The organism is Streptomyces sp. NPDC001157 (genome assembly GCF_053598255.1).
The window spans coordinates 103197-128087 of record NZ_JBSFJW010000002.1 but is presented as its reverse complement, the minus strand read 5'-3'; the positions used below and the strand labels follow the sequence as shown (position 1 = coordinate 128087).

Sequence of the window (24891 nt, the reverse complement as noted above, 5' to 3'; positions counted from 1 at the left end):
CAACAGCCTCGCCCGGCGCGCCAAGGCCGGCCAAGGTCAGCCATGGACAGCCCAGCGCCCGGTGCCTCAGGAGTCCTCATGTCCGGTAGTCCGCCACCCAGCGGTGGTTTCGTCCGTCGCGTCGGCCTGTTCCAGGCCACCGCCATCAACATGAGCCAGATGTGCGGCATCGGCCCGTTCGTCACGATCCCGCTCATGGTCGCCGCGTTCGGCGGCCCGCAGGCCGTGATCGGCTTCATCGCCGGGGCGCTGCTCGCGCTCGCCGACGGACTGGTGTGGGCCGAGCTGGGCGCGGCCATGCCCGGATCCGGCGGGAGTTACGTCTATCTGCGCCAGGCCTTCCAGTACCGGACGGGCCGGCTCATGCCGTTCCTGTTCGTCTGGACGGCGATGCTGTTCATCCCGCTGATCATGTCTACCGGCGTGGTCGGCTTCATCCAGTACCTCGGGTATCTCGCCCCCGACCTGGGGCAGACCTCCGGCGACCTGATCGGCCTCGGCATCATCGCCCTGGTCGTGATCCTGCTGTGGCGGGGCATCGAGCACATCGCCCGGATCACCGCCGTGATGTGGGCCGTCATGATCACCTCGGTGGTGCTGGTCATCCTGGCCGCCGCCACGGACTTCAGCACGCACCTCGCCTTCACCTACCCCGCGCACGCCTTCGACCTGGGCAGCAACCACTTCTGGCTCGGCTTCGCCGGCGGCCTGACCATCGGCATCTACGACTACCTCGGCTACAACACCACGGCCTACATGGGCGCCGAGATCAAGGACCCCGGACGCACCCTGCCGCGCTCGATCATCTTCTCCATCCTCGGCATCATGGCGATCTACCTGCTGCTGCAGATCGGCACGCTGGGCGTGATCGACTGGCATCGCATGACGAACCCGGACGACATCGCGTCCACGTCGGTGGCCTCGGCGGTCCTGGAGAAGACCTGGGGCAAGGGCGCGGCGGACACGGTCACCGTGCTCATCCTGATCACGGCCTTCGCCTCGGTCTTCACCGGCCTGCTGGGCGGCTCGCGGGTGCCGTACGACGCGGCCCGCGAGCGCGTCTTCTTCCGCCCCTACGCCAAGCTGCACCCCAAGCATCGCTTCCCGACGCTGGGCCTGGCGACCATGGGCGTGATCACGGCCGTGGGCTTCCTGATCGGCCGGCACACGGACCTGGCGACACTGATCCAGCTGCTGACGACGGTGATGGTGATCGTCCAGGCGCTGGCCCAGATCGTCGCCCTGAGCGTGCTGCGCAGGCGGCAGCCGGCCCTGCACCGGCCGTACCGCATGTGGCTGTACCCGGTGCCGAGCATCGTCGCCTTCGCCGGCTGGTGTGTGATCTACGGTTACGCGGACAAGAACTCGCCGGGCCGCCATCCCATCGAGTGGTCGCTGGCCTGGCTGGCGCTCGGCTGCATCGCGTACGTGCTCTGGGCGCGCTTCGAGAAGGTGTGGCCGTTCGGCCCGAAGGAGATCGCGGAGGAGTACCTGGCGGCCTCGGCGGTGTCGGATGCGGAGCCCGCGGGCGCGTGATGTCGGCCGCCGCAGCGAGACCGCGGGCCGGTGGGCGCTGGTCGCGCAGTTCACCGCGCCCCTTGAGGGGCCGTGGGGACCCGCGGTTCAGCCGTTGGCGCCAAGCGCTTGATCATGGCAGCCGGCAGCCGACTGCCGGCTGCGGGTCTCGGCGTTCGGGCGGGGCTGGACCTGGAGCCGCTCGCTCGGCTCGAACTCCTCGGCGGTGAGCGGGTTTTCGGGCTGGCGGATGCGGGTGAGCTTCTTCGCTATGTCGGGGACGGGACGCCCTTGTCCTTACAGTGCGACGGCGAAGGCTCAGCGGCGTCGCGCGCGGTGGTCTTCCCGCCCCGGGGGCGGCAGGCGCTGCCTCTCAGTTCACAGACGAACATTCGTGAGGACGACCGTGTGTGACGCACAGTCGGCTGCGGAGAGGTCCTCCACAGTTTCTTCGCGGTGGTGAGGGTCCGCCTGCGATGGCGGCTGTGAAAATCGCTGTCCGATGTCGGAACGCAGTGATAGAGATTCAGGGTGACACAGATACTTGAGTTCCCCGTGCTGCTGCGACTGATCGACGAACGGTCGACTGCCTTCCGCGCCGCGGTCGCCTCCGCGCCCAGCCTCGACGTACAGGTGCCGACCTGCCCCGAGTGGACGCTGTTCGATCTGGCGCAACACATCGGCGGGGGGCGCCGCGACTGGGCCGCCACCGTCGCCGCGGGGCCCGCTCCGGCCAAGTCCGCAGCGGAGGGCGCCCCGGCTGCGCCTCGGGAGCGCGAGGCCCTGCTGGCCTGGTTGGCGGAGTCCACGGACCAACTGCTGGACGCACTGCGGAAGGCCGGCCCGGATCGCGGTTGCTGGGCGTGGTGGGAGACGTTGCAGTCACCGCACACCGCTGGTGCCGTAGCTCGGCACCAGCTCCAGCAGATGGCGGTGCACACGTACGACGCGCAGATCACCGTAGGTGCCCCGCAGCCGCTGCCGGACGACGTGGCGCTCGACGGTGTCGAGGAGTTCCTGTCCACCTGCGTCGCAACGACAAGTCCCTGGCCGCACAAGCCCGCTGCCATCGACTTCCACGCCTCCGAGGGCCGCTCCTGGCGCCTCTCGCTCTCCGCCGACGGCGCACGAACCGTCCGCCTCCCCGGGCCCGGCACCATGCCGTCCACCTCAGCTGGTCAGGACCCGGACGCGGCCACCTTCTTCTCCGCTCGGGGCACGGCCAACGAGCTGGTCCTCAGCCTGTACGACCGTATCCCGGTCGACTCCCTGAAGACCGACGGCGACCGACTTGTCTTCGAGCAGCTCAGCGCCTGGGACCCGAGTGAGTAGTCCCTGACCATGCGTCACCTCGTACGCCCCGAGGCATGCCGCCCGCCAACGGCTACAACCACGCCGTGGTGGCCTCGGGGCCGCGGGGGAAGCAGACCGTCACAGCTGCGAAGCGGCTGACCAAGGCGGCGGCTCACAAGCTGATCGGTGTGCCTGGTCGGTACCTGAGGCCCTCGGTGTACTCCTCGACGCAGGAGACGTCCTCGATCTCCAACTTGCGCGGCCAGGTGCTCGACCACCGGCCACGACGCCGCCAGAGGGCCCGCCGGGAACAACCCCATGTCTGGGAACAACCCCATGTCTGGGAACAACCCCATGTCTGGGAACAACCCCATGTCTGGGTCTTGCAGCGCCCGCCCGTGTGCGTGTCTTCCCTCATCCTTGACATGCAGGTAATTGCCTGCATAACGTTGAGTGTGCGATCAGAGAGTGACTCCGGGATGAACAAGGTCTTCAAGGCGCTGGCCGACGAGACCCGCAGGCGGCTGCTGGACCGGCTGCACGAGCAGAACGGTCAGACGCTGGGCGAGCTGTGCGAGCGCATCTCGATGACGCGCCAGTCGGTGACCCAGCATCTGGGTGTCCTGGAGGACGCCAACCTGGTCAGCACGGTGCGGCGGGGGAGGGAAAAGCTGCACTACCTCAACCCGGTTCCGCTCCACGAGATCCAGGAGCGGTGGATCGACAAGTTCGAGCGCCCACGCCTGAGCGCGCTGAGCGCCGTGAAACGACACGCCGAGGAAGCCACCATGACCGACAAGCCCACGTACGTCTATGTCACCTACATCCGCAGCACGCCCGAGAAGGTCTGGGAGGCGCTCACCGACGCGGACCTGACCGCCGCCTACTGGGGCCACCGCAACGAATCGGACTGGCGGCAGGGCTCCCGCTGGGAACACGTCCGCACGGACGGCTCCGGCATCGCCGACGCCGTCGGCACCGTCGTGGAGAGCGAACATCCGACCCGCCTGGTCGCCACCTGGGTCGACCCTCAGAACGAGGGGCAGGAGGACAAGTACTCACGGGTGACCTTCGACATCACGCCGCACGAGGACATCGTCCGCCTCACCGTCACCCACGAGGACCTCTGGGACGAGGGTGCGCTGTCCGACGTCTCCCGCGGCTGGCCGGCGGTGCTGTCGAACCTCAAGTCACTGCTGGAGACCGGCAGTCCGCTGCCGCAGCAGCCGTGGTCGGTGCCCGGCCACTGAGCGGTGACGGGACAGGGGTCGGCCGGTCCTCGCCGAGCGGGGACCGGCCGTCATGCCGTCCTTTCCTGGTCTGTTCCTACGGCCTGGGGGCGCTCCTCGCGGCCGTACCGGCGCACATCAGCCCCAGGATCACGGCGAGCGCGCCGATGATGATGTTGTTGAGGGCGACGCCGGTGTCCGGGCTGGTACCGACGACCCAGGGTGCGATGATCATCCAGATGCCCACCGCGCAGAACGCCCAGCTGAGGCCGTACATGCGCTCGGGGGCCCGGGTGAAGCCGAGGGCCAGCAGGCCGATCGCGATGCCGACGACAAGGTTGTGCGTCACCAGCGGGGGTTGGCTCGTCGTGTAGTGGAGTATCCATGGGGATACGGCGCAGTACAGACCGAGCAGGAACACCGGTCCGTCCAAGAGCGTCACATCGCGACCGCCAAGCATGCGGGCGTAGCGATCCCGCATTTCGGAAACATCAGGGTGGGTGGTGATGTCCCCCCTGCTGGTGGGCGAGACGTTGGCCATGACTCGTCTCCTTTGACTCGCAGGCCTGACCGCGTCTGGTGCGGTATGCGGGTAAGCGCCGCGTAAAGTCCATTCTGCTCTTATTTCATCTTTATGTGTAGTGGTCGGCGGGTTGCTTGGGCCCGGAGGGCGCCCGTGGGACACGCCTCCAGCTCCCGCACATGTCTGCGCAGATCGCGGGCATGCGGACGGAGAGGGGTTTTGACCGCATGTCGCAAGTGGAGGTGGCTGCCGCTATGGGCGCGAAGGTGTTGGAGCGGTTTCCTGCGGGAGCTCCGCGCGGATCGTGGCCGGCGGAGGAGTACGCGGCGCGGTGCCGAGCCGAGGGCCGGCCCGCGACGGTGATCATGGATCTCAAGTCGGACGCGTTCCTCGTGGTGGTGCCGACCGACGAGGACTGACCCGGCGCGCGGTCATGTCAGTGAGCCGCCCAACTCGCGTGCCCTGCGCACGAACACCTCGTAGAGGTCCTGGGCCGCCCGGGGCGCGGAAACGGCGCGGCGGCGCTGCAGCATCAGGAGAACCTCGGTGGAGTCGTCGGAGATCGGACGGTAGGTGATCGAGCCCCGTCGCTCCAGTGGGTCGCCGATGACACTGAAGTCCGGCAGGAGTGTGGCACCCAGGCCTTCGGCCACCATCAGCTTGCCCATCTCGGCGCCGTCGGTGGAGAAGGAGAAGTCGGGGGAGCGGCCCCGGAGCAACCGGTGGGCGTAACGGTGCATGACATAGCCGGAGCGCATGGCGATCACCGGCTCCGGACCGCCCAGGACATCGTCCACCGTGACGGCGGACAGCGTGGCGAGCGGACTGTCCGGGCGCAGACACAACACCGGGCGTCCGCGCAGCAGTTCGGTGCTGTCGAAGTCGGCAGGCAGATCGTCGCCGTCCAGGTGGTTCACCAGACCGAGGTCGAAACCGCCCTCCAGCAGGGCTCGGTGGATCTCGGACTGCTGCGCGCCCACCACCTCCACCTGCGTCATCGGATGGGCGGCGCGGAACGCCTGCACGGCCGGTATGAGCAGCGGGACCGTGGCGGCGTTCACCGTGCCGACCCTGACCATACGGCTGATCCTGTGCTGCTCTCCCGCCGCACTGCGCAACCGGTCCACCGCGTCCAGCACATCGATGATGTGCGGCAGCAGTTCCCGGCCCTCCGCGCTCATCGTCGCCCCGGACCGCTTGCGCTCCAGCAGGTCGACTCCCAGCTCGCGTTCCAGATTGCGCACCGTCTCGCTCAATGCGGGCTGGGAAAGGCGCAGTTCCTCCGCGGCCCGCCGCAGTGAACCGAGCCGGGTCACGGCCGCTATGTATTCCAGTTGTTCCGTCCGCACGCCCAGCAGAATGCATACCGTTTCACGATGTGTTCAAGGGTTTCCCTGTCACACGTTCGTGAAATTCAATGGTCCGGGATGCGAGACCGGTCGGGTTTTCCTTGACGGCCCGCGGCGCCGACTGCCACGATCGACGGCATGAAGATGCGACTGGACCTCACGCGGCGACGCCATGTCGACCTCGCGCGCGTCTCCAGCGCCTCCTGTTGCGCCGCGGCCTGATCAGCCTCACTGGATCCGCCGCCCTTTCCCCCTTCTCCGCCTGAATTCGCCGTGCCCACGCACCTCTTGAATTCGGCGTGCCCGGAAACATTCCGCAACAGGAGTCACGCATGCCTGCCGCGCCCGTGAAATTCGCCTACTGGGTCCCCAACGTCAGCGGGGGACTTGTCACCAGCAAGATCGAGCAGCGCACCGACTGGGGATACGAGTACAACCGCGAACTCGCCGTCCTTGCCGAGAACAACGGCTTCGACTATGCGCTCAGCCAGGTCCGCTACATGGCCAGCTACGGCGCCGAGTACCAGCACGAGTCGACCAGCTTCAGCCTCGCCCTGCTCCTCGCCACCCAGCGTCTGAAGGTCATCGCCGCCGTCCATCCAGGACTGTGGCACCCCGGCGTCCTCGCCAAGCTCGGCGCCACCGCCGACCACCTCTCGAACGGCCGCTTCGCCGTCAACGTCGTATCGGGCTGGTTCAAGGGCGAGTTCACCGCCCTCGGTGAGCCGTGGCTGGAGCACGACGAGCGCTACCGCCGCTCCGAGGAGTTCATCCGCGCCCTGCGTCAGATCTGGACCGAGGACCACACCGAACTCTCCGGTGACTTCTACCGGTTGCGTGACTTCTCCCTCAAGCCCAAGCCCCTCAACACCGCCGAGCGGCCGCACCCGGAGATCTTCCAGGGCGGCAACTCCACCGCGGCCCGTGCGATGGCGGGTCGGGTCTCCGACTGGTACTTCTCCAACGGCAAGGACTTCGACGGGGTCACCGAGCAGATCAACGACGTAAGGAAGGCGGCTGCCGAAGTCGACCGCAAGGCGCCGAAGTTCGGCCTCAACGGCTTCCTCATCGCCCGTGACACCGAGGCCGAGGCCCGTGACACGCTCCGTGAGATCGTCGCCCAGGCGGACACCGAGGCCGTCGAGGGCTTCGGCGCCGCGGTGAAGCAGGCGGGACAGTCCACCGCGGACAAGAAGGGCATGTGGCAGGACTCCTCCTTCGAGGACCTGGTGCAGTACAACGACGGCTTCCGTACGGGGCTCATCGGCACCCCCGAGCAGATCGCGGAGCGCATCGTCGCCTACAAAAAGCTCGGCGTCGACCTTCTGCTCCTCGGTTTCCTGCACTACCACGAGGAGGTCGAGTACTTCGGCAAGCGGGTGCTGCCGCTGGTGCGTGAACTCGAGGCCCAACTCCCCGACGTGGAGCCCGAGTCCGTCCACGTTCACGCCTGACCGGTCCCACCGCGAGAGAGGTCATCATCATGAGCACCGTCACGCCCACCGACTGGTCCACCCTCCCCGCCCCGCGGACCGCCCAGGACTGGATCTCCCGCGCCACCGAGGTCGCCGCTGTCCTCGCCACCGACGCCGCCGAGCGCGACCGCGCCGGAGCCACCCCGTACGCCGAGGTCCAGCTGCTGAAGGACGCCGGCCTGGTCACTCTGCTCGGCCCCACCGAGCACGGCGGCGCAGGCCAGGACTGGCCCACCGCCTACCGCGTCGTCCGCGAGGTCGCCAAGGCCGACGGGTCCATCGGCCAGCTCCTCGGCTACCACTACCTGTGGTTCTGGGCCGCGCGTTTGGTCGGCACCCGTGAGCAGTGGGAGCAGGTGGAGGCCGAGGCGAGCCGGAACCGGTGGTTCTTCGGCGGGGCCGTCAACCCTCGCGACAAGGACGTGATCGTCACCGAGGACGGCGACGACCTCGTCTTCACCGGCCGCAAGTCCTTCTCCACCGGCAGCAAGGTCTCCGACGTCACCGTCCTCGAAGGCGTCCTGGAGGGGACGGACAACCACGTCTTCGCCATCGTGCCCTCCGACAGCGAGGGACTGACCTTCCACGACGACTGGGACAACATCGGCCAGCGCCTCACCGAGAGCGGCGGCGTCACCCTCGACGGGGTGCGCACCCCGTGGGCCTCGGCGGCCGGCTACGTCGACAAACAGTTCCAGCCGCGCACGTACAACACGCTCAACGTCCCCACCATCCAACTGGTCTTCGTCAACTTCTACCTGGGCATCGCGGGCGGCGCGCTGGAGACGGCGGCCACCTACACCCGCACCAAGTCCCGCTCCTGGCTGCACGGCGGCCACGAACGTGCTGTCGACGAGCCCTACGTGATCGACATCTACGGCGACCTCACCGCGAAGCTGTGGGCCGTCGAGGCGCTCGCCGACACCGTCGCCGCCGAGGGGCAGAAGCTGCACGACGACCCGGACGCCGTCACGGAGCAGACCCGTGGCGACTTCGAGGTGCGGGTGGCCGCCGTCAAGGCACGCGCCACCGACGTCGCCCTGGAGATCGCGAACCGCATCTTCGAGGTCACCGGGGCCCGCTCCACCGCCACCTCCGAAGGCCTCGACCGGTTCTGGCGCAACATCCGCACCCATACGCTCCACGACCCCGTCGCCTACAAGCGACGCGAGGTCGGCCGCTGGGTCCTCGAGGGCGAACTGCCCGAACCCACCTGGTACTCCTGACCGCTTCCCCGGGGCGCCCGCCGCGCGGGCGCCCCGCCTCCTCGCAAGAGGACGCATCCCCGAAAGAGGACCCATGGCCACCGTCCTGTCCGTCTCCGGCAGCCCCTCCGCCTCCTCCCGCACCAACCGCCTGCTGCGTCACCTGGACAAGAGGCTGATCTCCCAGGGGCACGAGGTGATCCCGCTCGATGTGCGCACCATCCCCGCCGAGGCCCTGCTCGGCGCGGACTTCAAGCACCCCGCCATCGTCCAGGCCACCGAACTGTTCGCGCGGGCCGACGGCGTCGTCGTCGGCACCCCCGTCTACAAGGCGTCGTACTCCGGAGTCCTCAAGGCACTTCTCGACCTGCTCCCGCAGTACGCGCTGACCGGCAAGACCGTGCTGCCGCTGGCCACCGGCGGCTCCACCGCCCACGTCCTGGCCATCGACTACGCGCTGCGCCCGGTCCTGTCCTCCATGGGCGCCGGCCACATCGTGCAGGGCTGGTTCACCCTCGACAAGGACATCACCGTGAAGGAGGACGGCTCGCTCACCGTCGCGCCTGCCGCCACCGAGGCCCTCGCCCAGGTCGTCGACCAGTTCTCGACGGCGCTGGGCCGCACCCGGCACCTGGCCGCGGCGAGCTGAGCGCCGTGTCCGCCCATGTCATCGCCGACGACGCGGAGGCCCTCGCCGTCGCGGCCGCCCTGGCCGAGGAGTTCCGCCTCGGCGCCTCCACCCGGGACGCCGAACGCAGGCTGCCGCGCGCGGAGTTGGACCGGATGTCCGCCTCCGGGCTGCTCGCGGTCACCGTCCCCGCCGAGCACGGCGGCGCGGACGTCACCGCGCCGACCCTCGTCGAGATCTTCCGGTTGCTCGCCTCGGCCGACGCCAGCCTCGCCCAGATCCCGCAGAGCCACTTCGCCTACGTCAATGTGATTCGCCGTCAGGGCACCGAGGAACAGCGGAAGTTCTTCTTCGCCGAGCTGCTCGCGGGCCGCCGTTTCGGCAACGCCCAGTCCGAGGCGGGCACCAAGCACGTCCAGGACATCCGCACCCGGCTGCAACCGCAGCCGGACGGCTCCTACCTCCTCACCGGCGTCAAGCACTACTCCACCGGGGCCCTCTTCGCCGACTGGATCCCGGTGCTGGCCCGCGCCGAGGACGACAAGCTGCACGTCGCCTACGTGCCCGCGGACGCCCCCGGCCTCACCGTCATCGACGACTGGGACGGCCTGGGACAGCGCACCACCGCCAGCGGCACGGTCCGTCTCGAACGCGTCCCGGTACCGGGTGACCGCGTCCTGCCCCACCACCTCACCTTCGAGGGACCCCAACTCCACGGAGCCGTCGCCCAGTTGTTGCACGCCGCGATCGACGCGGGCATCGCGTCGGGGGCCCTCGCCGAAGCCGTCGAGTTCGTACGGACGAAGAGCCGTCCGTGGTTCGAGAGCGGTGTCGACACCGCCGCCGAGGACCCGCTGCTGATCCAGCGCTTCGGCGAACTCGCCTTGCAGGTACGGGCGTCCGAGGCCCTCCTCCGTGAGGCCGCCCGTGCGGTCGACGCGGCACGCGCCGACCTCACCGACGACACGGCGGCCGAGGCGTCCATCGCGGTCGCCGCGGCGAAGGTGCAGGCCGCGCAGACGGCGGTCGAGGTGGCGAGCGCCCTGTTCGAGGTGGCCGGCACCCGCTCCGCGCTCAACTCCCTCAACCTGCACCGGCACTGGCGCGACGCCCGCACCCACACCCTGCACGACCCGGCCCGCTGGAAGATCCAGCACATCGGCCGGTACGTGCTGAACGGCACCCGGCCGCCGCGCCACGGACTCCTCTAGCGCGATCCGCGACACCAGCGACACCTCTGATCGGAGACCCCACGTGTCCCTCACCTTCCACTGGTTCCTGCCCACCAACGGCGACAGCCGGCACGTCGTCGGCGGCGGCCACGGCACCCCCGCCACCGTTTCCGGCCGGGACCGGCCGCCGACGGTGGCGTACCTGAGCCAGATCGCCAAGGCCGCGGAGGACCTGGGCTTCGTCGGCGCGCTCACCCCCACGGGCGCCTGGTGCGAGGACGCGTGGCTGACCACCGCCATGGTCAGCCAGCACACCGAACGCCTGAAGTTCCTGGTCGCCTTCCGCCCCGGCTTCGTCTCGCCGACGCTGGCCGCACAGATGGCGTCCACCTTCCAGCGGCAGAGCGGCGGACGGCTGCTCCTCAACGTCGTCACGGGCGGCGAGAGCCACGAGCAGCGGGCCTACGGCGACTTCCTGGACAAGGACGCCCGCTACCGCCGTACCGGCGAATTCCTGGAGATCGTACGGGGATTGTGGGAGGGCAAGACCGTCGACCTGCACGGTGAGCACCTCCAGGTCGCGGACGCCAAGCTCGCCCGCGTCCCCGACCCCGTCCCCGAGGTGTACTTCGGCGGGTCCTCGCCCATCGCCGGAGAGGTCGCCGCCAAGTACGTCGACACCTATCTCACCTGGGGCGAGCCGCCCGCCCAGGTGGCCGAGAAGATCGCCTGGATCCGGGGGCTCGCCGCCAAGGAGGGCCGCACCCTGCGCTTCGGTATCCGGCTGCACGTCATCACCCGCGACACCGCCGAGCAGGCGTGGGCGGAGGCGAACCGGCTCCTAGACGGCTTCGACCCGCAGACCGTGCAGTCCGTCCAGGCGGGCCTCGCCCGTAGTGAGTCCGAGGGCCAGCAGCGGATGCTCGCCCTGCACGGCGGCGGCAGCCGCGACGGCCTGGAGATCCACCCCAACCTGTGGGCCGGCATCGGCCTGGTGCGCGGCGGCGCGGGCACCGCCCTGGTCGGCAGCCATGAGGAGGTCGCCGAGCGGATCAAGGAGTACGCGGCGCTGGGAATCGAGGAGTTCGTGCTGTCCGGATATCCGCATCTGGAGGAGGCGTACTGGTTCGGCGAGGGCGTGCTGCCGCGACTTGCCGCGCAGGGACTCTGGCAGCACCCGTCCGGCACCCTGGCCGTACCTTCGGCGCAGGTGCCGTTCGCGAGCTAGGAGCCAAGGGCGTCGAGGTGCGCCCGCCGCACCATCGACGTCTGCCCCTGCACCAGCAGGAACATCCCCTCGCGGGCCAACCGCTGGGCAGGATGGCGTACGTCCATGGTGCGGCCGCCCCCGGCCACGACCGCCGCGGTCGTGGCCGCACGCATGAGGTCGTAGGACCGCGTCTTGAGCGCCAGCCGTTCCGCGACGCGCTCGTGCGGGACCGGGTGATCGGCCAGGTCGTACGCCTGCCGCCGCACCTCGTCGAGGCGGCCGCGCAGTCCCCTTGCGGTCTCGGCCTCTCCGGCGTCCTCCAGAACGCGCAGGGCGGCGTACGCCACCCCGAAGACGGCCGGGGACGTGTTCGTGCTCCGAGGCAGATCGACGAGGGCGAACTTGTCCTGCGGCGTGCGCAGCACCACGCTCTCCTCGGGCAGCCGCAGGCCGTCCAGCTCCAGCGAGACCGTACGGGCGGCGGTCAGTGCTGCCAGCTGCATCGGTTCCGAGGCGCGCAGCCCCGGCTGGTCGCGGGCGTCGGCGAACGCGAACACGATCTCGTCCGAGTCGGTCACGCCCGCGAGCAGCATCACGTCGTTCAGACCCCAGCCGGTGTACCAGGGGACAGTGCCGTCGAACCGCCAGCCGTCCCGCTCCGCCGTGGCCCGTACGGGGACGCGAGGGAAGGCACGGACATGGGCGTAGGCGATCCCGGCGAGCAGCTCACCGGACGCCAGCGGGCCCAACAGCCGCTCCCGCACCGGGAGTTCGGACTTCGCCAGCAGGCGCACCGGCGTGTGGTGCTGGGTCTGCACGAACCAGGTCGAGCAGCACGCGCCGGCCAGGATCTCCTGGACCTCCCGCGCCACCGTGTCGGGGGCGCCCGCCCCGCCGTACTCCCGCGGCGCGCTCACCCCGAGCAGCCCCGACCGCCGGACGGCCTCGATGTGGCTCGCGGGCACCCCCTCCTGGTCGACACGCGCCGCGTTCGGGGCGAGAAGGTCGTCGGCGAGGGACTGGGCGGCGGAGACGAGGGGGTGCGGTGCGGCGGTCATGGAGCAGATTCTCCCGATGTCGTCGTGCGCGGTGTCGATCCGGGGGTGTGCCGTTCGTGTAGGAGGTGAGAGAACGACACGATGCCAAGGAGGACCTCATGCAGTACTACCTGCTCAGCGTGATCACACCGACCGACGGAACGCCGCCCGGGCCCGAGGCCATGGCGGAGATCGTCCGCAACCTCGACACCTTCCACGCCGAACTGCGCGAGGCCGGCGCCTGGGTGTTCGCCGGCGGGCTGCACGGCCCCGAGACGGCAACCGTGCTGCGGCCCCGCGACGGCGACGTCCTGATCACCGACGGGCCCTACGCCGAGGGCAAGGAGTATCTGGGAGGCATCTGCCTGATCAAGGCCCCCGACCTGGACGCGGCCCTGGAATGGGGCAGGAAGGCGACCTGGGCGACCACCCTGCCCATCGAGGTGCGGCCCTTCATGCACCAGGCCGAGGAGTGATGTCCTCTCCTGTCGACGTCGAAGCCGTCTTCCGCGCGGAGTACGGCCGCGCCGTCGCCGTCCTCGTCCGCTTCCTCGGCGACATCGACCTCGCCGAGGAAGCGGTGCAGGACGCCTTCACGACGGCCGTGCAGCGCTGGCCGGAGACCGGTGTGCCGCCGAGCCCGGCCGGCTGGATCATCACCACCGCGCGCAACCGAGCGATCGACCGGCTGCGCCGCGAGTCCTCCCGCGAGGCCCGCCACGCCGAGGCGGCCCTGCTGCGCACCCCCGACGCACCGGCCGAGGAGGGCCCCGTGCGCGACGACCGGCTCCGCCTGATCTTCACCTGCTGCCACCCGGCGCTCGCCCCCCAGGCGCAGGTCGCCCTGACCCTGCGCCTGCTCGGCGGCCTCACCACGCCTCAGATCGCGCGCGCTTTCCTGGTGCCCGAGCCGACGATGGCCCAGCGCCTCGTCCGCGCCAAGGCCAAGATCCGCGACGCCCGGATCCCCTACCGCGTGCCCCGCGACGCCGACCTCCCGGACCGCCTGAAGGGCGTCCTGGCCGTGGTCTACCTGATCTTCAACGAGGGCTATGGCGGCAGCCCCGACCTGTGTGCGGAGGCCGTACGCCTCGGCCGCCTCCTGTCCGAGCTGATGCCGGACGAGCCCGAGGTGACCGGCCTGCTCGCGCTGATGCTTCTCGTCGACTCCCGACGGCCCGCACGGCTGGACGAGGACGGCGCACTGGTACCGCTGCCGGAGCAGCACCGCAGCCGCTGGGACCGGGAGCTGATCGCCGAGGGGCAGTCACTGGTCCGCCGCTGCCTGCGCCGCAATCAGCCCGGGCCGTACCAGATCCAGGCCGCCATCCAGGCCGTCCACAGCGACGCACCCACCGCGTCCGCCACCGACTGGGGTCAGATCCGGCAGCTCTACGACCAGCTCATGGCCCTCACGCCGAGCCCGGTCGTGGCCCTGAACCGGGCGGTCGCCATGGCCGAGACCGAGGGGCCGCGACAGGCGCTGGACCTCGTCGACGCGCTGGACCTCGACGGCTACCACGTCTTCCACGCCGTACGCGCCGACCTGCTGCGTCGCTTGGGTCGCGACACCGAGGCGGTACGGGCGTACGAGGCGGCCATCGCGCGCACGGAGAGCACGGCCGAACGGGCCTTCCTGGAGCGACGCAGGCAGGAACTCGTCCGCACGTGACGGGCTGACGGCGGAAAGTAGTGGCCGCGGCGCCGGAATTTATTTTGGTGTATGAAAGGTTGGCATATACACCCGACCGTCGGGACCCAGACCTGACTTGCGCGCCGCAAGGCCGCACACCAGCAGCGAGGCATCGTGAACCACTCCACCCCCGAGCAGCCCGCCGACGTCGTGGCCCGGCTGCGCGCCACCTTCCGCACCGGCCGCACCAAGCCCGTCGAGTGGCGCACCGCCCAGCTGCGCCGGCTGCGCGAACTGCTCACGGACAACGGCCCCGACCTGGCCGCCGCCCTCCACGCCGACCTCGGCAAGAGCTCCGCGGAGGCACACCGGACCGAGATCGACTTCACGATCCGCGAGATCGACCACACCCTCGACCACCTCGCCGACTGGCTGCGCCCCGAACCCGCCCCGGTCCCGGCCCACCTCGGCGCGGACGCGAGTGCCTGGACGCAGTACGACCCGCTCGGCGTCGTCCTCGTCATCGCCCCCTGGAACTACCCCGCCCAGCTCCTGCTCGCCCCGCTGGTCGGCGCCCTCGCCGCGGGCAACGCGGTGGTCATCAAGCCGAGCGAACTGGCCCCCGCCACCTCCGCCGCGCTCGCCCGCCTGCTGCCCGCCTACCTCGACACCGACGCGGTCGCCGTCGTCGAGGGCGGGATCCCGGAGACCACGGCCCTGCTGGCCGAGCGCTTCGACCACATCTTCTACACCGGCAACGGCGCCGTCGGCCGCATCGTCATGCGCGCCGCCGCCGAGCACCTCACCCCGGTCACCCTCGAACTCGGCGGCAAGTCTCCGGCGTTCGTCGACCGCGACACCGACCTCGACGTCGTCGCGGACCGGCTGGCCCGCGGCAAGTTCCTCAACGCCGGGCAGACCTGTGTCGCCCCCGACTACGTCCTGACCGACCCGGCCACGGCCGCCGCCCTGGAGCCCGCGTTCACCCGCGCCGTCGAGGCGCTGTACGGCAGTGACCCGTCGGCCTCCGCCGAATACGGCCGGATCATCAACGAACGGCACTTCGACCGGCTCGCCGGCCTGCTCGACTCGGGCCGCGTCGTGGTCGGCGGCGGCAGCGACCGTACGACGAAGTACATCGCACCGACCGTCCTGGCCGATGTAGACCCCAAGTCGCCCGTCATGCAGGAGGAGATCTTCGGCCCGATCCTGCCGATCGTCACCGTGCCGGACCTGGACGCGGCGATCGACTTCATCAACGACCGCGACAAGCCCCTCGCCCTGTACGTGTTCTCCGAGTCCGAGGGAACCCGCGACCGGTTCGCCGCCGAGACGTCCTCCGGTGGTCTCGGCCACGGCCTGCCGCTGGCCCACCTCACCGTCTCCGACCTGCCGTTCGGCGGAGTGGGCGAGAGCGGCATGGGCAGCTACCACGGCCGCTACTCGATCGAGACGTTCAGTCACCGCAAGGCGGTGCTGCAGAAGCCGCTGAGCTGAATCGGCGAGGGGAACGCCCGGCCGCGCGAAGCGGCCGGGCGTTTTTCCAGCCGCAATATCTGTCGCTGCTTATATAAGTGCTGGCTGATATAGTCCGCGTATGCACGCCTTCGATGTGCTCGGGGACCCGGTGCGCCGACGGATCCTGGAGCTGCTGGCCGGTGGGGAGATGACCTCGGGTGCGCTCTGCGAGGTCATCGGGGAGGAGTTCGGGATCTCGCAGCCCGGAGTGTCACAGCATCTGAAGGTGCTGCGGGAGCACGGGTTCGCGACCGTCCGCCCCGAAGGAACCCGGCGGCTGTACGCGGTCAATGCCGAGCCCTTGCAGGACATAGACGCCTGGCTCGACCGCTTCCGCCGCTTCTGGACCCCGCATCTGGACGCCCTGGCCACCGAGCTGGCGCGCGGCAAACGCGCGCGCCGACTCCGGGATGCCGACGAAACCCCGAGGAGCACCGATGACCGACGTGACCCATGACATCAGCGACGTGTGCCGGCAGGTCGGCCGTCGTACCTTCAAGGCGGGCGAAGCACGCGTGGTGACCGTGACCCGGACCTACGACGCCCCGCTCGACGACGTCTGGGACGCCTGCACGAACCCCGAGCGCATCCCTCGCTGGCTCCTGCCGGTGACGGGCGAGCTGCGGCTGGTGGGCCGCTACCAGCTGGAGGGCAATGCGGGCGGGGTGATCGAGCGCTGCGACCCGCCCAAGAGCTTCTCCGCGACATGGGAGTACGGCGGCGAGGTGAGCTGGATCGAGCTCCTGCTGACTTCCGAGAAGGACGGCACACGCTTCCAGCTGGAGCACATCGCCCATGTCGACGACACGAAGTGGGCGGAATTCGGCCCGGGGGCGGTCGGCGTGGGATGGGACCTCATGGTCCGGGGGCTCTCGCTGCACCTCGGGAGCGGTGGCGCTGCGGTCGACCCGAAGAAGTTCATGGCCTGGATGGGCTCGGACGAGGGCCGTCGGTTCATGACGTCCAGCAGCGAAGCCTGGTACGCGGCTAACGTCGCCGGCGGCGAGGACGAGAAGACGGCACGCGAGGCCGCGGACCGGACCACGGCGGCCTACACGGGAGCGGGGGAGGGCGGCGGCCCGGGTGAAGGGAGCGCGAGCTGACTGCGGGGGCCCGGCCCCTCCCCTTTCCTCCCTCAACTTCGTATACGTATCCGCAAAGCGCCGTCGGCGGGGCGCGCCCTGTGTGCGAAACTCCGCCGATGACCTCCCAAACGATCACCGCGGACGTGGCGGGAACCTGGAAACTCGGCGACCTGACCGTCAACCGCATCGGCTTCGGAGCGATGCGACTGACGGGCAGCGCCGCCTTCCATCACGGGACACCGAGCGACCGCGGGCGCTCCATCGCCGTGCTGCGCAGGGCGATCGAGCTCGGCGTGAACCACATCGACACCGCGGCCTTCTACTTCTCCCAGCTGCGGTCCGCCAACGAGATCATCAACAGCGCGCTGGCCCCGTACGCTGACGAACTCGTCATCACCACGAAGGTCGGCCCCTACCGCAACTACTGGGGGGAGTGGGGCAGTCCGGCCCGTCCCGACCAGCTGCGCGGTCACGTGGAGGAGAATCTGCGCCAGCTCGGCCGCGACCATCTCGACATCGTCAACTTCCGCCGGACCGAGCAGGATTCGATCGCCGAGCACTTCGGCGCGCTGGCCGAGCTGCGCGAGGCCGGACTGATCCGGCACCTGGGCGTCTCCGGCGTCGAGCCCCGGCACCTTGCCGAGGCGCAGGCCATCGCGCCGGTGGTGTGCGTACAGAACCGTTACGGGCTCGATCACCGCGACCCCGCCACCGACGAAGTCCTGCGCATCTGCGGGGAACAGGGCATCGCCTTCGTGCCGTTCTTCGCCGTCGCGGGCAACGGCGGGGAGAGGGGCGCCGGCACCACGTACGACGAGGAAGTGCTCGCCGTCGCCCGCGCCCACGACGCGAGTCCCAGCCAGGTCCGCATCGCCTGGACGCTGCACCAGGGACAGCACGTCCTGGCCATCCCCGGCACCGGCAACCCCGAGCACCTCACCGAGAACGTGGCATCCGGAGCGCTCCGCCTCACCGCCGACGAGCTGGATCGACTCAACTCTCTGCACAGCAAAGCCGGTTGAGGTCGAGGGGCCCTTCGAGGGGCCCCTCAGCCGCCGAATCGGGTCGTCTCAGACCATCCACACGCCGTCCCGCATCAGATGCCGGCCGGGCAGCTCATGCTGCCCGCGCCAGGCCTGTACGGCACGCGGCCGCACCCGGAAGAAGGCGTACGACGCGCTCTCCCTGCGCGGATCCCACCCCGTCTTCGCCACGAACGCGTCGACCGCCGAGACCGGCACGTCCTGCCCGGTGAACGCCTCCACGTCCCCGTCGACCAGCACCACGTCCTGCGTGTCCCCGAACGCCAGCCGGGTGCGCCCGCCGTCGCGCAGATTGCGGCCCGTGGGGTTGGTGACCCGGGTGGACATCCAGACGGACTCCCCGTCCCAGGCGAACCACAGCGCCACCAGGCACGGCAGCCCGCCTTCGTCGGCGGTGGCCACCCAGATGTCCGACTCCCGTCTCAGTCGGGCCAGCACGTCCTGCTTGCGCTGCTCGGGGCTGCGCGGCGGCTCGGTGATCTTCATGCCGGGGACGCTACCGTCGCGTCGGGGAGCGCACCTCGGGCCGCAGCCCTAAGTCGGTAGGCCTCCTTCTCTCCCGGAACCGAACCCGCGCACCACCCGCCCCGCCGCCACCTTCTGCAGCAGTCCGTACGCCAGCACCGGCAGCAGGATGTGCGGACGGTCGGGCAGCGTCGTGGTGATGAGGACGGCACTGGCGCTGCTGTTGTTCATCCCGCAGGCCAGCGTCACGGAGGCGCCGGCTCTCGCATCGAGCCGCAGGGCGTGGGCGGCCACCCGCCCCAGCGCGAAGGACAGTCCGCACACCGTCGCCGCGACGGCCAGCGCGGCCGCCAGCAACACCGGCCGCGGATGGCGCAGGAACGGGCCCAGCACGCCACTGGCGTTCACATACGTCAGCAGCAGCGAGGCCGGGAGGGCCACGGCGACGGCGGCGCCGACAAGCCCCTCGGACGCCCGCCGGGGCAGAAGCAGCCGGCACAGCAGGCCCGCGCCGCAGGGCAGCACCACCGAGGCGAGCGCGAAGGCGTGCCCGGCGGTCTGCGCAGCGTCGGCCAGCCGGCCCGCGTACTCGCCGCGCAGCAGCGGGCACAGCACCGCCAGGGTCAGCGGCATCGTCAGCGGGCTGACCAGCGTGGAGGCGAGAACCAGTCCGACAGCCGTCGGCTGGTCGCCGTCCCCCTTGGCGGTCCACACCGTCGCCCCGGCCGCCACCGGCATCGCGACGATCAGGATCATCGCGGCAACCATGCCGCTCCCGCCGTCCTGGTCGGGGGACTGCCGCAGCGCGAAGGCGACCCCGGGGACGATCAACAAAGGCGCCACCACGTGCAGCACGAGTCCGGCGACCAGCGCGGCCGGGCGGCGCAGCAGCAGACGCAGCTCACGCAGCGGCACCTGGAGGCCGGCACTGAACAGCACGAGCGCGAGGAGTAACTGCGGTGCCCTCAGGGAGAGTTCAGCGAGATCGAAGACGCCGATCGGGTGCGGGCGCCGCAGCCACAGGCCGGGAGCGGGCAGCAGCGCCGCGGCGGCGTAGGTCAGCGCGATCGCCGCGCCGAGATGGCGCCTGAACAAGGCATACGCGTGAGGTCGCCGCGGTGGTCGCGGCTGGTGGTCGGCGGTGGTCTTCGCGGGTCGGGCGAACATGGCGGCGCTCTTCCGTCGAGGGGCTGGGGCGGAGGAGAAGCGCCGGTATCGCGAAGCGGCCCACCGGGCTGCCGGCATGCGTGTGTGCGCGGGGCCCTGCGGTCATGGTGGGCTGCCCCTTTCGTGTGGTGGGCGCGGGCGCGACAGGACGCCGCGGCCGAGTGACTACAGCTATGTAGACCGTCTACTGAACTGTAGACGAAGGCGGTGGCAGAGGCCGACTGGCGTAGTCCAGGTTTTACGTATAACCTCACCGGTCAACCACCCTCCGACCTCCCGAAAGGCCCCGATGAGACACATCGCCCTGGTCGCCCTCGTCGTCGACGACTATGACGAGGCGATCCGTTTCTACACCGAGGCCCTCGGATTCCGGCTCGTCGAGGACACGCCCCGCCCCGACGGCTCCCGCTGGGTCGTCGTCCAGCCCGGCGCCGAGGTACCGGGCACCGCCCTGCTGCTGGCCCGGGCGAAGGACGAGGCGCAGCGCGCCCGGGTCGGGGACCAGACCGGTGGGCGCGTCGGCTTCTTCCTGCACACCGACGACTTCGCCCGCGACCACGCCCGCATGCTCGCCGCGGGCGTGACCTTCCTGGAGGAGCCGCGCCACGAGCCGTACGGCTCCGTCGCCGTCTTCCAGGACCTGTACGGCAACCGGTGGGACCTGCTCCAGCCCGCCGACTGACAACCCTTCTCCCGCCGTTCCGAACCACCCGCTCAAGGAAAGACCCGCCATGACTGCTACGCGCGTAGACGCCGAAGTGATCCGCCGCCTGCCCAAGGCCGTCCTGCACGACCACCTCGACGGTGGCCTGCGCCCCGCCACCGTGGTGGAACTCGCGGCCGAGGTCGGGCACACCCTGCCCACCACCGACCCGGAGGAGCTCGCCGCCTGGTACTTCGAGGCCGCCAACTCCGGTGACCTGGTGCGCTACATAGCCACGTTCGAGCACACCCTCGCCGTGCTGCAGACCCGTGAGGGCCTGCTGCGCGCCGCCGAGGAGTACGTCCTCGACCTGGCCGCGGACGGGGTCGTGTACGGCGAGGTGCGCTACGCCCCCGAGCTGAACACACAGGGCGGGCTCACGATGAGCGAGGTCGTGGAGACCGTCCAGGAGGGCCTCGCGGCGGGCATGGCCAAGGCGGCGGCCGCGGGCACCCCGGTCCGCGTCGGCACCCTGCTGTGCGGCATGCGGATGTTCGACCGAGTCCGGGAGGCCGCCGACGTCGCCGTCGCCTTCCGTGACGCGGGCGTCGTCGGCTTCGACATCGCCGGCGCCGAGGACGGCTTCCCGCCCGCCGACCATCTGGCCGCCTTCGAGCACCTGCGGCGCGAGAGCGTCCCGTTCACCATTCACGCCGGCGAGGCGCACGGCCTGCCCAGCATCCACCAGGCCCTCCAGGTGTGCGGTGCCCAGCGCATCGGCCACGGCGTGCGCATCACCGAGGACATCGTCGACGGCAAGCTCGGCCGACTGGCGGGCTGGGTCCGTGACCGTCGTGTCGCCCTGGAGATGTGCCCGACCTCCAACCTCCAGACCGGGTGCGCCACTTCGATCGCCGAGCACCCGATCACGGCCCTGAAGGACCTCGGTTTCCGCGTCACCCTCAACACCGACAACCGCCTGGTGTCGGGCACCACGATGACCCGTGAGATGTCGTTGCTGGTGGAGCAGGCGGGCTGGACGGTCGAGGACCTGCGCACGGTCACGGTCAACGCCCTGAAGAGCGCGTTCATCCCGTTCGACGAGCGCAAGGCCCTCATCGAGGACGTCGTCCTGCCGGGCTACGAAGCCGCGCTCTGAAGCAGCCCCCGCACATAGGCGGCCTGTCCGACGTGCTGAAGGTCGTCGGACAGGACGCTCACCAGCCGCACGCCCAGAGTGACCGGCGGATCCCAGTTCTCGTCGACGACGCGCTCCAGGTCCTTGGCGGCGAGTTCGCGCAGGACGCCGAGGGACTGCTCGTGCACGGCGTCGTAATAGCCGGTCAGCAGGTCGCCGGAGTCGACCCGCACCTTGGCCACCTTGGCGGAGCTGTGCCCGTAACCGGTGTCGCGCCGCGGCAGATCCAGCCCGAAGCGCTTCTCCCAGTCCTGCGCGAGCCACACCTGGTCGAGCCCGAAGGCGTCGGCCATGTGGTCGTCCTGGACCCGGGTGAGGTGCCAGACGAGCCAGGCGATGGAGTTGCCCGCGTCGGAGGGGCGGGCGCCGAGGTCGTCGGGGCCGAGGCCCTCGACGGCTGCGTGGACTTCTTCCTGGATGCGGTTGAACCCGTCGATGAGGATGTCCTTGGCATGCATGCATCCACCATCGCGCATTACGGCCCGTCGTGCGTGCCCTGCTCCAGAAGCGCCATCAGCGCCCGCGCCGCCGGGCTCGTCGCCTGCGGTGGCGGCAGCAGCGCCACCGTCTCGTAGACCGCCTCGCCGGTGCCCTTCACCGGCAGGGCGGTGAGCGCCTCCCGCTTGTGCCGGAAGTGCCGGGGCACGACCGCGATGCCGAGGTTCTCGTCCACCAGGTCCAGCAGGCTGTGCACGTCGTTCACCTCCAGCGCCACGGTGCGCCGTACGCCCGCCGCCGCGAAGGCCGTGTCGGTGGTGCGGCGCGGCCCCCAGTCCGGGTGGAAGTCGACGAACACCTCACCGCCGAGTTCCTCCGGCGTGACCGCCGCGCCGCCCGTCGCCAGACGGTGGCTGGGATGGCACAGCACCGTCATCGGCTCACCGGTCAGCGACACCGAACGCAGCTGGTCGGTGTCCGCCTGCGTGCGGTAGGCGAACGCCAGGTCCAGCCGCCCGGCCGCGACCTCCTCCGCCAGCGCGCCAGAGCCCGCCTGCCGCAGCCGTATCTCCACATCCGGATGCCGCCGCCGGAACGCGGCGAGCACCCCCGCCACATTCACCCCCGCGATGCACTGCTCGGTGCCCAGCGCGAGCGTGCCGCGCAGCACGCCCTGCACGGCGGCGACCGCCTCGTGCGCGGACCGCACCTGCGCCAGGATCCGCTCCGCCTCGCCGAGCAGCGCCCGCCCCGCCTCCGTGAGCGTGACCCGGCGGGTGGTCCGTACGAACAGCGGGGTCTGCAACTCCCGCTCCAGCGCCCGGATCGAGGCCGACAGCCCCGACTGGGACACCATCAGCCGTTCCGCCGCCCGGGTGAAATGCTGGTCCTCGGCGACCGCGACAAAGTGCTGGAGATGGCGCAGTTCCATAATTGAGAAGCCTATCCGCTCAATCCCATCGCATTCTCCTGTTGGACCACTGCCCGCAGGTCGCGAAAGATATGGGGTGCCGGCTTCCCTGAAGTCCCGGGAACCGGGAAACCGTGTGCCAACCCCTCTGGAGTCGCGTTGTACACCGCACACCCCGACCGTTACGCGGACATGCCCTACCGGCGCACCGGACGCAGCGGCCTGAAGCTTCCCGCGATCTCGCTCGGCCTGTGGCACAACTTCGGTCCCGACCGTCCGGTCGAGACCCAGCGGGCCATCCTGCGCCGCGCCTTCGACCTTGGCGTCACCCATTTCGACCTGGCCAACAACTACGGCCCGCCGCCCGGCGCGGCCGAGTCCGCGCTCGGTGAGTTCCTGAAGGCCGACTTCGCGCCGTACCGCGACGAACTGGTCATCTCCACCAAGGCCGGCTACCACATGTGGTCCGGTCCGTACGGCGAGTGGGGCTCCCGCAAGTACCTGCTGTCCTCCCTCGACCAGAGCCTTGCGCGGATGGGCCTGGACTACGTCGACATCTTCTATTCGCACCGCCCCGACCCGGAGACTCCCTTGGAGGAGACGATGGGCGCCCTGCACTCGGCGGTCCAGCAGGGCAAGGCGCTGTACGTCGGCATCTCCAACTACTCGCCCGAGCAGACCCGCGAGGCCGCCCGCATCCTGGGCGAGCTGGGTACCCCCCTCCTCATCCATCAGCCGCGCTACTCGATGCTCGACCGAGGCCCGGAGGAGTCGGGGCTGCTGGACACGCTGGACGAGCTCCAGGTCGGCTCCATCGTCTTCTCCCCGCTGGAGCAGGGCGTGCTGACCGCCCGCTACCTCGACGGCATCCCGGAGGACTCGCGCGCCGCGAGCGACAGCCCGTTCCTGAACTCGGACAGGCTCACCGAGGAACTGGTCGGCCGGCTGCGCGCCCTCGACGAGATCGCCAAGGGCCGCGGCCAGACCCTCGCCCAGCTGGCCCTGGCCTGGGTGCTGCGCGGCGGCCGGGTGACCTCCGCGCTGGTCGGGGCGAGCAGCGCGCGGCAGATCGAGGACAGCATCGCGGCCACCCGCAACCTGGACTTCGACGCCGAGGAACTGGCCCGCATCGACGCGATCGTCGAGCCGTAGGACATTCGTCGACCTCCCGGAGGCGGGCCGCTGCCTCCGGGAGGTCGGCCCGCCTCCGACCCCGGCCTGCAGCGCCGGCGCATGAGGCTGCGGCCCGCGCCCATGGCAGGACACGGCCCCGTCGGGCCGCTCGCCCGCCGTCCGCGAGAGAGTCAGGGGCTCAGCCGCTCCTCCAGATGTACGGTCACCCGGTCGCCCTCGCCCTTTCCGATGGCCTTGCGGATGTCTGCTCTCACCGGCAGTTTGTGCGTGCCGTCGCCCAAGGCCATGAACGAGCTGCGGAAGGGGTGCCCGTCGATCGTGCCGCGGACCTTGACCAGGCCGCGGGTGCCGAAGAACTCGACGCTCTTCGGCCAGACGAGATAGGTCCAGCCGCCGTCACTCGGGCTCTTGCGCAGGACGGCGGTGAACCTCTCGTCCAGCTCGGTGGTCGTGGTCATGATCGTTCCTCCGCTCGCGGTGGTCGTCCACTGAAGAGACCACCGCGAGCGCGGAAACTCATCGCCCGGCTCACGCCCCGGCGGGCACCCGGTCCAGGAAACCGAGCACGGAGCGGATACGGCCGTCCGCGTCCAGCGTGATCACGTCGAAGCCGGCGACGGGCGCCGAGCCGTCGGCCTCGCTCACCAGCTCCCAGGAGAAGCGCGCCGTGTCGTGGTGGCCGTCCACGGGGCCGGTCAACCGGAAGGTGAAACCCGGGAACTGTCCGTGCGCCGTGGTGATCAGGGCCGCGATCTCGTCGTGGCCGCTCACAGCGGCGAGCGGGTCGGTGTATGTGCCGTCCGTCGCCCAGGCGGCGGCGACCGCCTTCGCCAGTGCCTCCGGCTCGCCCGCGTTCCAGGCCTCGAAGTAGCGGGCGACGGCGTTCTCGTGACGGTCGGTGTTCGCGGACATGGGAAATCAGCCTCCATCGAGGTCGTAGCTGCTGGTCAGGGCCCGGATTCGCGATTGGGCGACCCGGTGCGTCAACCATGCCCGGTCCGTGGGGGAGCGTCGATTACCC

The 24891-nt window shown here is 70.3% G+C and carries 28 protein-coding genes; 19 read left to right on the top strand and 9 right to left on the bottom strand.

The annotated features are described in order from the left end of the window. Positions 1-78: 78 nt before the first annotated feature. From ACWDAG_RS04310 to ACWDAG_RS04300, 3 genes are all read left to right on the top strand, one after another. The gene (locus ACWDAG_RS04310; RefSeq protein WP_450694065.1) at positions 79-1536 is read left to right on the top strand and encodes an APC family permease; all 1458 of its coding nucleotides are present in this window, start codon (positions 79-81) and stop codon (positions 1534-1536) included. Positions 1537-2046: 510 nt separating this feature from the next. Beyond that, on the top strand, positions 2047-2847 hold the full coding sequence (locus tag ACWDAG_RS04305; RefSeq protein WP_450694064.1) for a maleylpyruvate isomerase family mycothiol-dependent enzyme: 801 nt from the start codon (positions 2047-2049) through the stop codon (positions 2845-2847). Positions 2848-3287: 440 nt separating this feature from the next. Beyond that, positions 3288-4058 carry an ArsR/SmtB family transcription factor gene (locus ACWDAG_RS04300; protein WP_450694063.1) on the top strand — a complete coding sequence of 257 codons (771 nt, stop codon included), beginning with the start codon at positions 3288-3290 and terminating at the stop codon, positions 4056-4058. A gap of 76 nt (positions 4059-4134) precedes the next feature. On the opposite strand, the gene ACWDAG_RS04295 is transcribed toward ACWDAG_RS04300, so the two are convergent. Next, positions 4135-4578: an SPW repeat protein gene (locus ACWDAG_RS04295; RefSeq protein WP_030927266.1), complete on the bottom strand. Its 444-nt coding sequence runs from the start codon at positions 4576-4578 to the stop codon at positions 4135-4137. A 209-nt stretch (positions 4579-4787) separates the two neighbouring features. Between ACWDAG_RS04295 and ACWDAG_RS04290 the strand changes: the two genes are divergently transcribed. After that, positions 4788-4979, top strand: coding sequence for a hypothetical protein (locus ACWDAG_RS04290; RefSeq protein WP_450694062.1), 192 nt, complete (start codon positions 4788-4790; stop codon positions 4977-4979). Between the two features lie 12 nt (positions 4980-4991). Here the strand turns inward: ACWDAG_RS04290 and ACWDAG_RS04285 are convergent, their stop codons facing one another. Next, positions 4992-5909 (bottom strand): LysR family transcriptional regulator, encoded by a 918-nt coding sequence (locus ACWDAG_RS04285; protein WP_450694061.1) that lies wholly within the window; start codon positions 5907-5909, stop codon positions 4992-4994. 138 nt (positions 5910-6047) lie between these two features. On the opposite strand from ACWDAG_RS04285, the gene ACWDAG_RS04280 reads away from it, so the two are divergent. From ACWDAG_RS04280 to ACWDAG_RS04255, 6 genes are all read left to right on the top strand, one after another. Further along, on the top strand, positions 6048-6131 hold the full coding sequence (locus ACWDAG_RS04280; protein WP_350760414.1) for a putative leader peptide: 84 nt from the start codon (positions 6048-6050) through the stop codon (positions 6129-6131). A 110-nt stretch (positions 6132-6241) separates the two neighbouring features. After that, positions 6242-7363: a dimethylsulfone monooxygenase SfnG gene (sfnG, locus tag ACWDAG_RS04275; RefSeq protein ID WP_450694060.1), complete on the top strand. Its 1122-nt coding sequence runs from the start codon at positions 6242-6244 to the stop codon at positions 7361-7363. Positions 7364-7392: 29 nt separating this feature from the next. Further along, positions 7393-8610 (top strand): acyl-CoA dehydrogenase family protein, encoded by a 1218-nt coding sequence (locus tag ACWDAG_RS04270; protein WP_450694059.1) that lies wholly within the window; start codon positions 7393-7395, stop codon positions 8608-8610. A 73-nt stretch (positions 8611-8683) separates the two neighbouring features. Next, positions 8684-9238, top strand: a complete 555-nt coding sequence (ssuE, locus tag ACWDAG_RS04265) for an NADPH-dependent FMN reductase (RefSeq protein WP_450694058.1) — start codon at positions 8684-8686, stop codon at positions 9236-9238. A gap of 5 nt (positions 9239-9243) precedes the next feature. Then, positions 9244-10428 carry an SfnB family sulfur acquisition oxidoreductase gene (locus ACWDAG_RS04260; RefSeq protein ID WP_450694057.1) on the top strand — a complete coding sequence of 395 codons (1185 nt, stop codon included), beginning with the start codon at positions 9244-9246 and terminating at the stop codon, positions 10426-10428. Between the two features lie 43 nt (positions 10429-10471). After that, positions 10472-11617 (top strand): LLM class flavin-dependent oxidoreductase, encoded by a 1146-nt coding sequence (locus tag ACWDAG_RS04255; RefSeq protein WP_450694056.1) that lies wholly within the window; start codon positions 10472-10474, stop codon positions 11615-11617. On the opposite strand, the gene ACWDAG_RS04250 is transcribed toward ACWDAG_RS04255, so the two are convergent. Continuing rightward, on the bottom strand, positions 11614-12657 hold the full coding sequence (locus ACWDAG_RS04250) for an acyl-CoA dehydrogenase family protein (RefSeq protein WP_450694055.1): 1044 nt from the start codon (positions 12655-12657) through the stop codon (positions 11614-11616). The two genes, ACWDAG_RS04255 and ACWDAG_RS04250, sit on opposite strands and share 4 nt — an antisense overlap. Positions 12658-12755: 98 nt before the next feature. Between ACWDAG_RS04250 and ACWDAG_RS04245 the strand changes: the two genes are divergently transcribed. The 6 genes from ACWDAG_RS04245 to ACWDAG_RS04220 all read left to right on the top strand — a co-directional run bounded on the left by ACWDAG_RS04245 (position 12756) and on the right by ACWDAG_RS04220 (position 17894). After that, positions 12756-13112 (top strand): YciI family protein, encoded by a 357-nt coding sequence (locus tag ACWDAG_RS04245; RefSeq protein ID WP_390699467.1) that lies wholly within the window; start codon positions 12756-12758, stop codon positions 13110-13112. Continuing rightward, a complete protein-coding gene (locus tag ACWDAG_RS04240; RefSeq protein WP_450694054.1) occupies positions 13112-14308 on the top strand; it encodes an RNA polymerase sigma factor in 1197 nt (398 codons plus the stop codon). Before ACWDAG_RS04245 ends, ACWDAG_RS04240 begins: the two co-directional genes overlap by 1 nt. A 135-nt stretch (positions 14309-14443) precedes the next feature. Beyond that, positions 14444-15766 (top strand): aldehyde dehydrogenase family protein, encoded by a 1323-nt coding sequence (locus tag ACWDAG_RS04235; RefSeq protein WP_450694053.1) that lies wholly within the window; start codon positions 14444-14446, stop codon positions 15764-15766. Positions 15767-15866: 100 nt separating this feature from the next. Further along, the gene (locus ACWDAG_RS04230; RefSeq protein WP_450694052.1) at positions 15867-16244 is read left to right on the top strand and encodes an ArsR/SmtB family transcription factor; all 378 of its coding nucleotides are present in this window, start codon (positions 15867-15869) and stop codon (positions 16242-16244) included. Further along, positions 16225-16890: an SRPBCC family protein gene (locus ACWDAG_RS04225; protein ID WP_450694051.1), complete on the top strand. Its 666-nt coding sequence runs from the start codon at positions 16225-16227 to the stop codon at positions 16888-16890. The genes ACWDAG_RS04230 and ACWDAG_RS04225 overlap by 20 nt, the downstream gene beginning before the upstream one ends. A 98-nt stretch (positions 16891-16988) precedes the next feature. After that, a complete protein-coding gene (locus ACWDAG_RS04220) occupies positions 16989-17894 on the top strand; it encodes an aldo/keto reductase (RefSeq protein ID WP_450694050.1) in 906 nt (301 codons plus the stop codon). Positions 17895-17942: 48 nt separating this feature from the next. Here the strand turns inward: ACWDAG_RS04220 and ACWDAG_RS04215 are convergent, their stop codons facing one another. Then, positions 17943-18401: a pyridoxamine 5'-phosphate oxidase family protein gene (locus tag ACWDAG_RS04215; protein WP_450694049.1), complete on the bottom strand. Its 459-nt coding sequence runs from the start codon at positions 18399-18401 to the stop codon at positions 17943-17945. Between the two features lie 48 nt (positions 18402-18449). After that, positions 18450-19547, bottom strand: a complete 1098-nt coding sequence (locus tag ACWDAG_RS04210) for a sodium-dependent transporter (protein ID WP_450694048.1) — start codon at positions 19545-19547, stop codon at positions 18450-18452. 289 nt (positions 19548-19836) lie between these two features. Here ACWDAG_RS04210 and ACWDAG_RS04205 point away from each other — a divergent pair, with 289 nt between their 5' ends. Continuing rightward, positions 19837-20229 (top strand): VOC family protein, encoded by a 393-nt coding sequence (locus tag ACWDAG_RS04205; RefSeq protein WP_450694047.1) that lies wholly within the window; start codon positions 19837-19839, stop codon positions 20227-20229. Between the two features lie 49 nt (positions 20230-20278). Then, positions 20279-21349 carry an adenosine deaminase gene (locus ACWDAG_RS04200; RefSeq protein WP_450694046.1) on the top strand — a complete coding sequence of 357 codons (1071 nt, stop codon included), beginning with the start codon at positions 20279-20281 and terminating at the stop codon, positions 21347-21349. Here ACWDAG_RS04200 and ACWDAG_RS04195 read toward each other — a convergent pair. Beyond that, positions 21331-21846, bottom strand: coding sequence for a mycothiol transferase (locus ACWDAG_RS04195; RefSeq protein ID WP_450694045.1), 516 nt, complete (start codon positions 21844-21846; stop codon positions 21331-21333). The two genes, ACWDAG_RS04200 and ACWDAG_RS04195, sit on opposite strands and share 19 nt — an antisense overlap. 17 nt (positions 21847-21863) lie before the next feature. Beyond that, entirely contained in the window at positions 21864-22757 is an 894-nt protein-coding gene (locus tag ACWDAG_RS04190) for a LysR substrate-binding domain-containing protein (RefSeq protein ID WP_450694044.1), read from the bottom strand. 138 nt (positions 22758-22895) lie between these two features. On the opposite strand from ACWDAG_RS04190, the gene mgrA reads away from it, so the two are divergent. Next, positions 22896-23888 carry an L-glyceraldehyde 3-phosphate reductase gene (gene mgrA, locus ACWDAG_RS04185; protein WP_450694043.1) on the top strand — a complete coding sequence of 331 codons (993 nt, stop codon included), beginning with the start codon at positions 22896-22898 and terminating at the stop codon, positions 23886-23888. Between the two features lie 152 nt (positions 23889-24040). Here the strand turns inward: mgrA and ACWDAG_RS04180 are convergent, their stop codons facing one another. Then, positions 24041-24328, bottom strand: coding sequence for a DUF1905 domain-containing protein (locus ACWDAG_RS04180; RefSeq protein WP_450694042.1), 288 nt, complete (start codon positions 24326-24328; stop codon positions 24041-24043). A gap of 70 nt (positions 24329-24398) precedes the next feature. Next, a complete protein-coding gene (locus ACWDAG_RS04175; protein WP_450694041.1) occupies positions 24399-24782 on the bottom strand; it encodes a nuclear transport factor 2 family protein in 384 nt (127 codons plus the stop codon). Positions 24783-24891 lie beyond the last annotated feature (109 nt).

Excerpts from the sequence above, each read along its gene's own strand:
- ACWDAG_RS04310 (WP_450694065.1), top strand. The coding sequence starts at position 79 with ATGTCCGGTAGTCCGCCACCCAGCGGTGGTTTCGTCCGTCGCGTCGGC.
- ACWDAG_RS04300 (WP_450694063.1), top strand. The coding sequence starts at position 3,288 with ATGAACAAGGTCTTCAAGGCGCTGGCCGACGAGACCCGCAGGCGGCTG.
- ACWDAG_RS04295 (WP_030927266.1), bottom strand. The coding sequence starts at position 4,578 with ATGGCCAACGTCTCGCCCACCAGCAGGGGGGACATCACCACCCACCCT.
- ACWDAG_RS04290 (WP_450694062.1), top strand. The coding sequence starts at position 4,788 with ATGTCGCAAGTGGAGGTGGCTGCCGCTATGGGCGCGAAGGTGTTGGAG.
- ACWDAG_RS04280 (WP_350760414.1), top strand. The coding sequence starts at position 6,048 with ATGAAGATGCGACTGGACCTCACGCGGCGACGCCATGTCGACCTCGCG.
- sfnG (WP_450694060.1), top strand. The coding sequence starts at position 6,242 with ATGCCTGCCGCGCCCGTGAAATTCGCCTACTGGGTCCCCAACGTCAGC.
- ACWDAG_RS04270 (WP_450694059.1), top strand. The coding sequence starts at position 7,393 with ATGAGCACCGTCACGCCCACCGACTGGTCCACCCTCCCCGCCCCGCGG.
- ssuE (WP_450694058.1), top strand. The coding sequence starts at position 8,684 with ATGGCCACCGTCCTGTCCGTCTCCGGCAGCCCCTCCGCCTCCTCCCGC.
- ACWDAG_RS04250 (WP_450694055.1), bottom strand. The coding sequence starts at position 12,657 with ATGACCGCCGCACCGCACCCCCTCGTCTCCGCCGCCCAGTCCCTCGCC.
- ACWDAG_RS04245 (WP_390699467.1), top strand. The coding sequence starts at position 12,756 with ATGCAGTACTACCTGCTCAGCGTGATCACACCGACCGACGGAACGCCG.
- ACWDAG_RS04240 (WP_450694054.1), top strand. The coding sequence starts at position 13,112 with ATGTCCTCTCCTGTCGACGTCGAAGCCGTCTTCCGCGCGGAGTACGGC.
- ACWDAG_RS04230 (WP_450694052.1), top strand. The coding sequence starts at position 15,867 with ATGCACGCCTTCGATGTGCTCGGGGACCCGGTGCGCCGACGGATCCTG.
- ACWDAG_RS04225 (WP_450694051.1), top strand. The coding sequence starts at position 16,225 with ATGACCGACGTGACCCATGACATCAGCGACGTGTGCCGGCAGGTCGGC.
- ACWDAG_RS04220 (WP_450694050.1), top strand. The coding sequence starts at position 16,989 with ATGACCTCCCAAACGATCACCGCGGACGTGGCGGGAACCTGGAAACTC.
- ACWDAG_RS04215 (WP_450694049.1), bottom strand. The coding sequence starts at position 18,401 with ATGAAGATCACCGAGCCGCCGCGCAGCCCCGAGCAGCGCAAGCAGGAC.
- ACWDAG_RS04210 (WP_450694048.1), bottom strand. The coding sequence starts at position 19,547 with ATGTTCGCCCGACCCGCGAAGACCACCGCCGACCACCAGCCGCGACCA.
- ACWDAG_RS04205 (WP_450694047.1), top strand. The coding sequence starts at position 19,837 with ATGAGACACATCGCCCTGGTCGCCCTCGTCGTCGACGACTATGACGAG.
- ACWDAG_RS04200 (WP_450694046.1), top strand. The coding sequence starts at position 20,279 with ATGACTGCTACGCGCGTAGACGCCGAAGTGATCCGCCGCCTGCCCAAG.
- ACWDAG_RS04195 (WP_450694045.1), bottom strand. The coding sequence starts at position 21,846 with ATGCATGCCAAGGACATCCTCATCGACGGGTTCAACCGCATCCAGGAA.
- ACWDAG_RS04190 (WP_450694044.1), bottom strand. The coding sequence starts at position 22,757 with ATGGAACTGCGCCATCTCCAGCACTTTGTCGCGGTCGCCGAGGACCAG.
- ACWDAG_RS04180 (WP_450694042.1), bottom strand. The coding sequence starts at position 24,328 with ATGACCACGACCACCGAGCTGGACGAGAGGTTCACCGCCGTCCTGCGC.
- ACWDAG_RS04175 (WP_450694041.1), bottom strand. The coding sequence starts at position 24,782 with ATGTCCGCGAACACCGACCGTCACGAGAACGCCGTCGCCCGCTACTTC.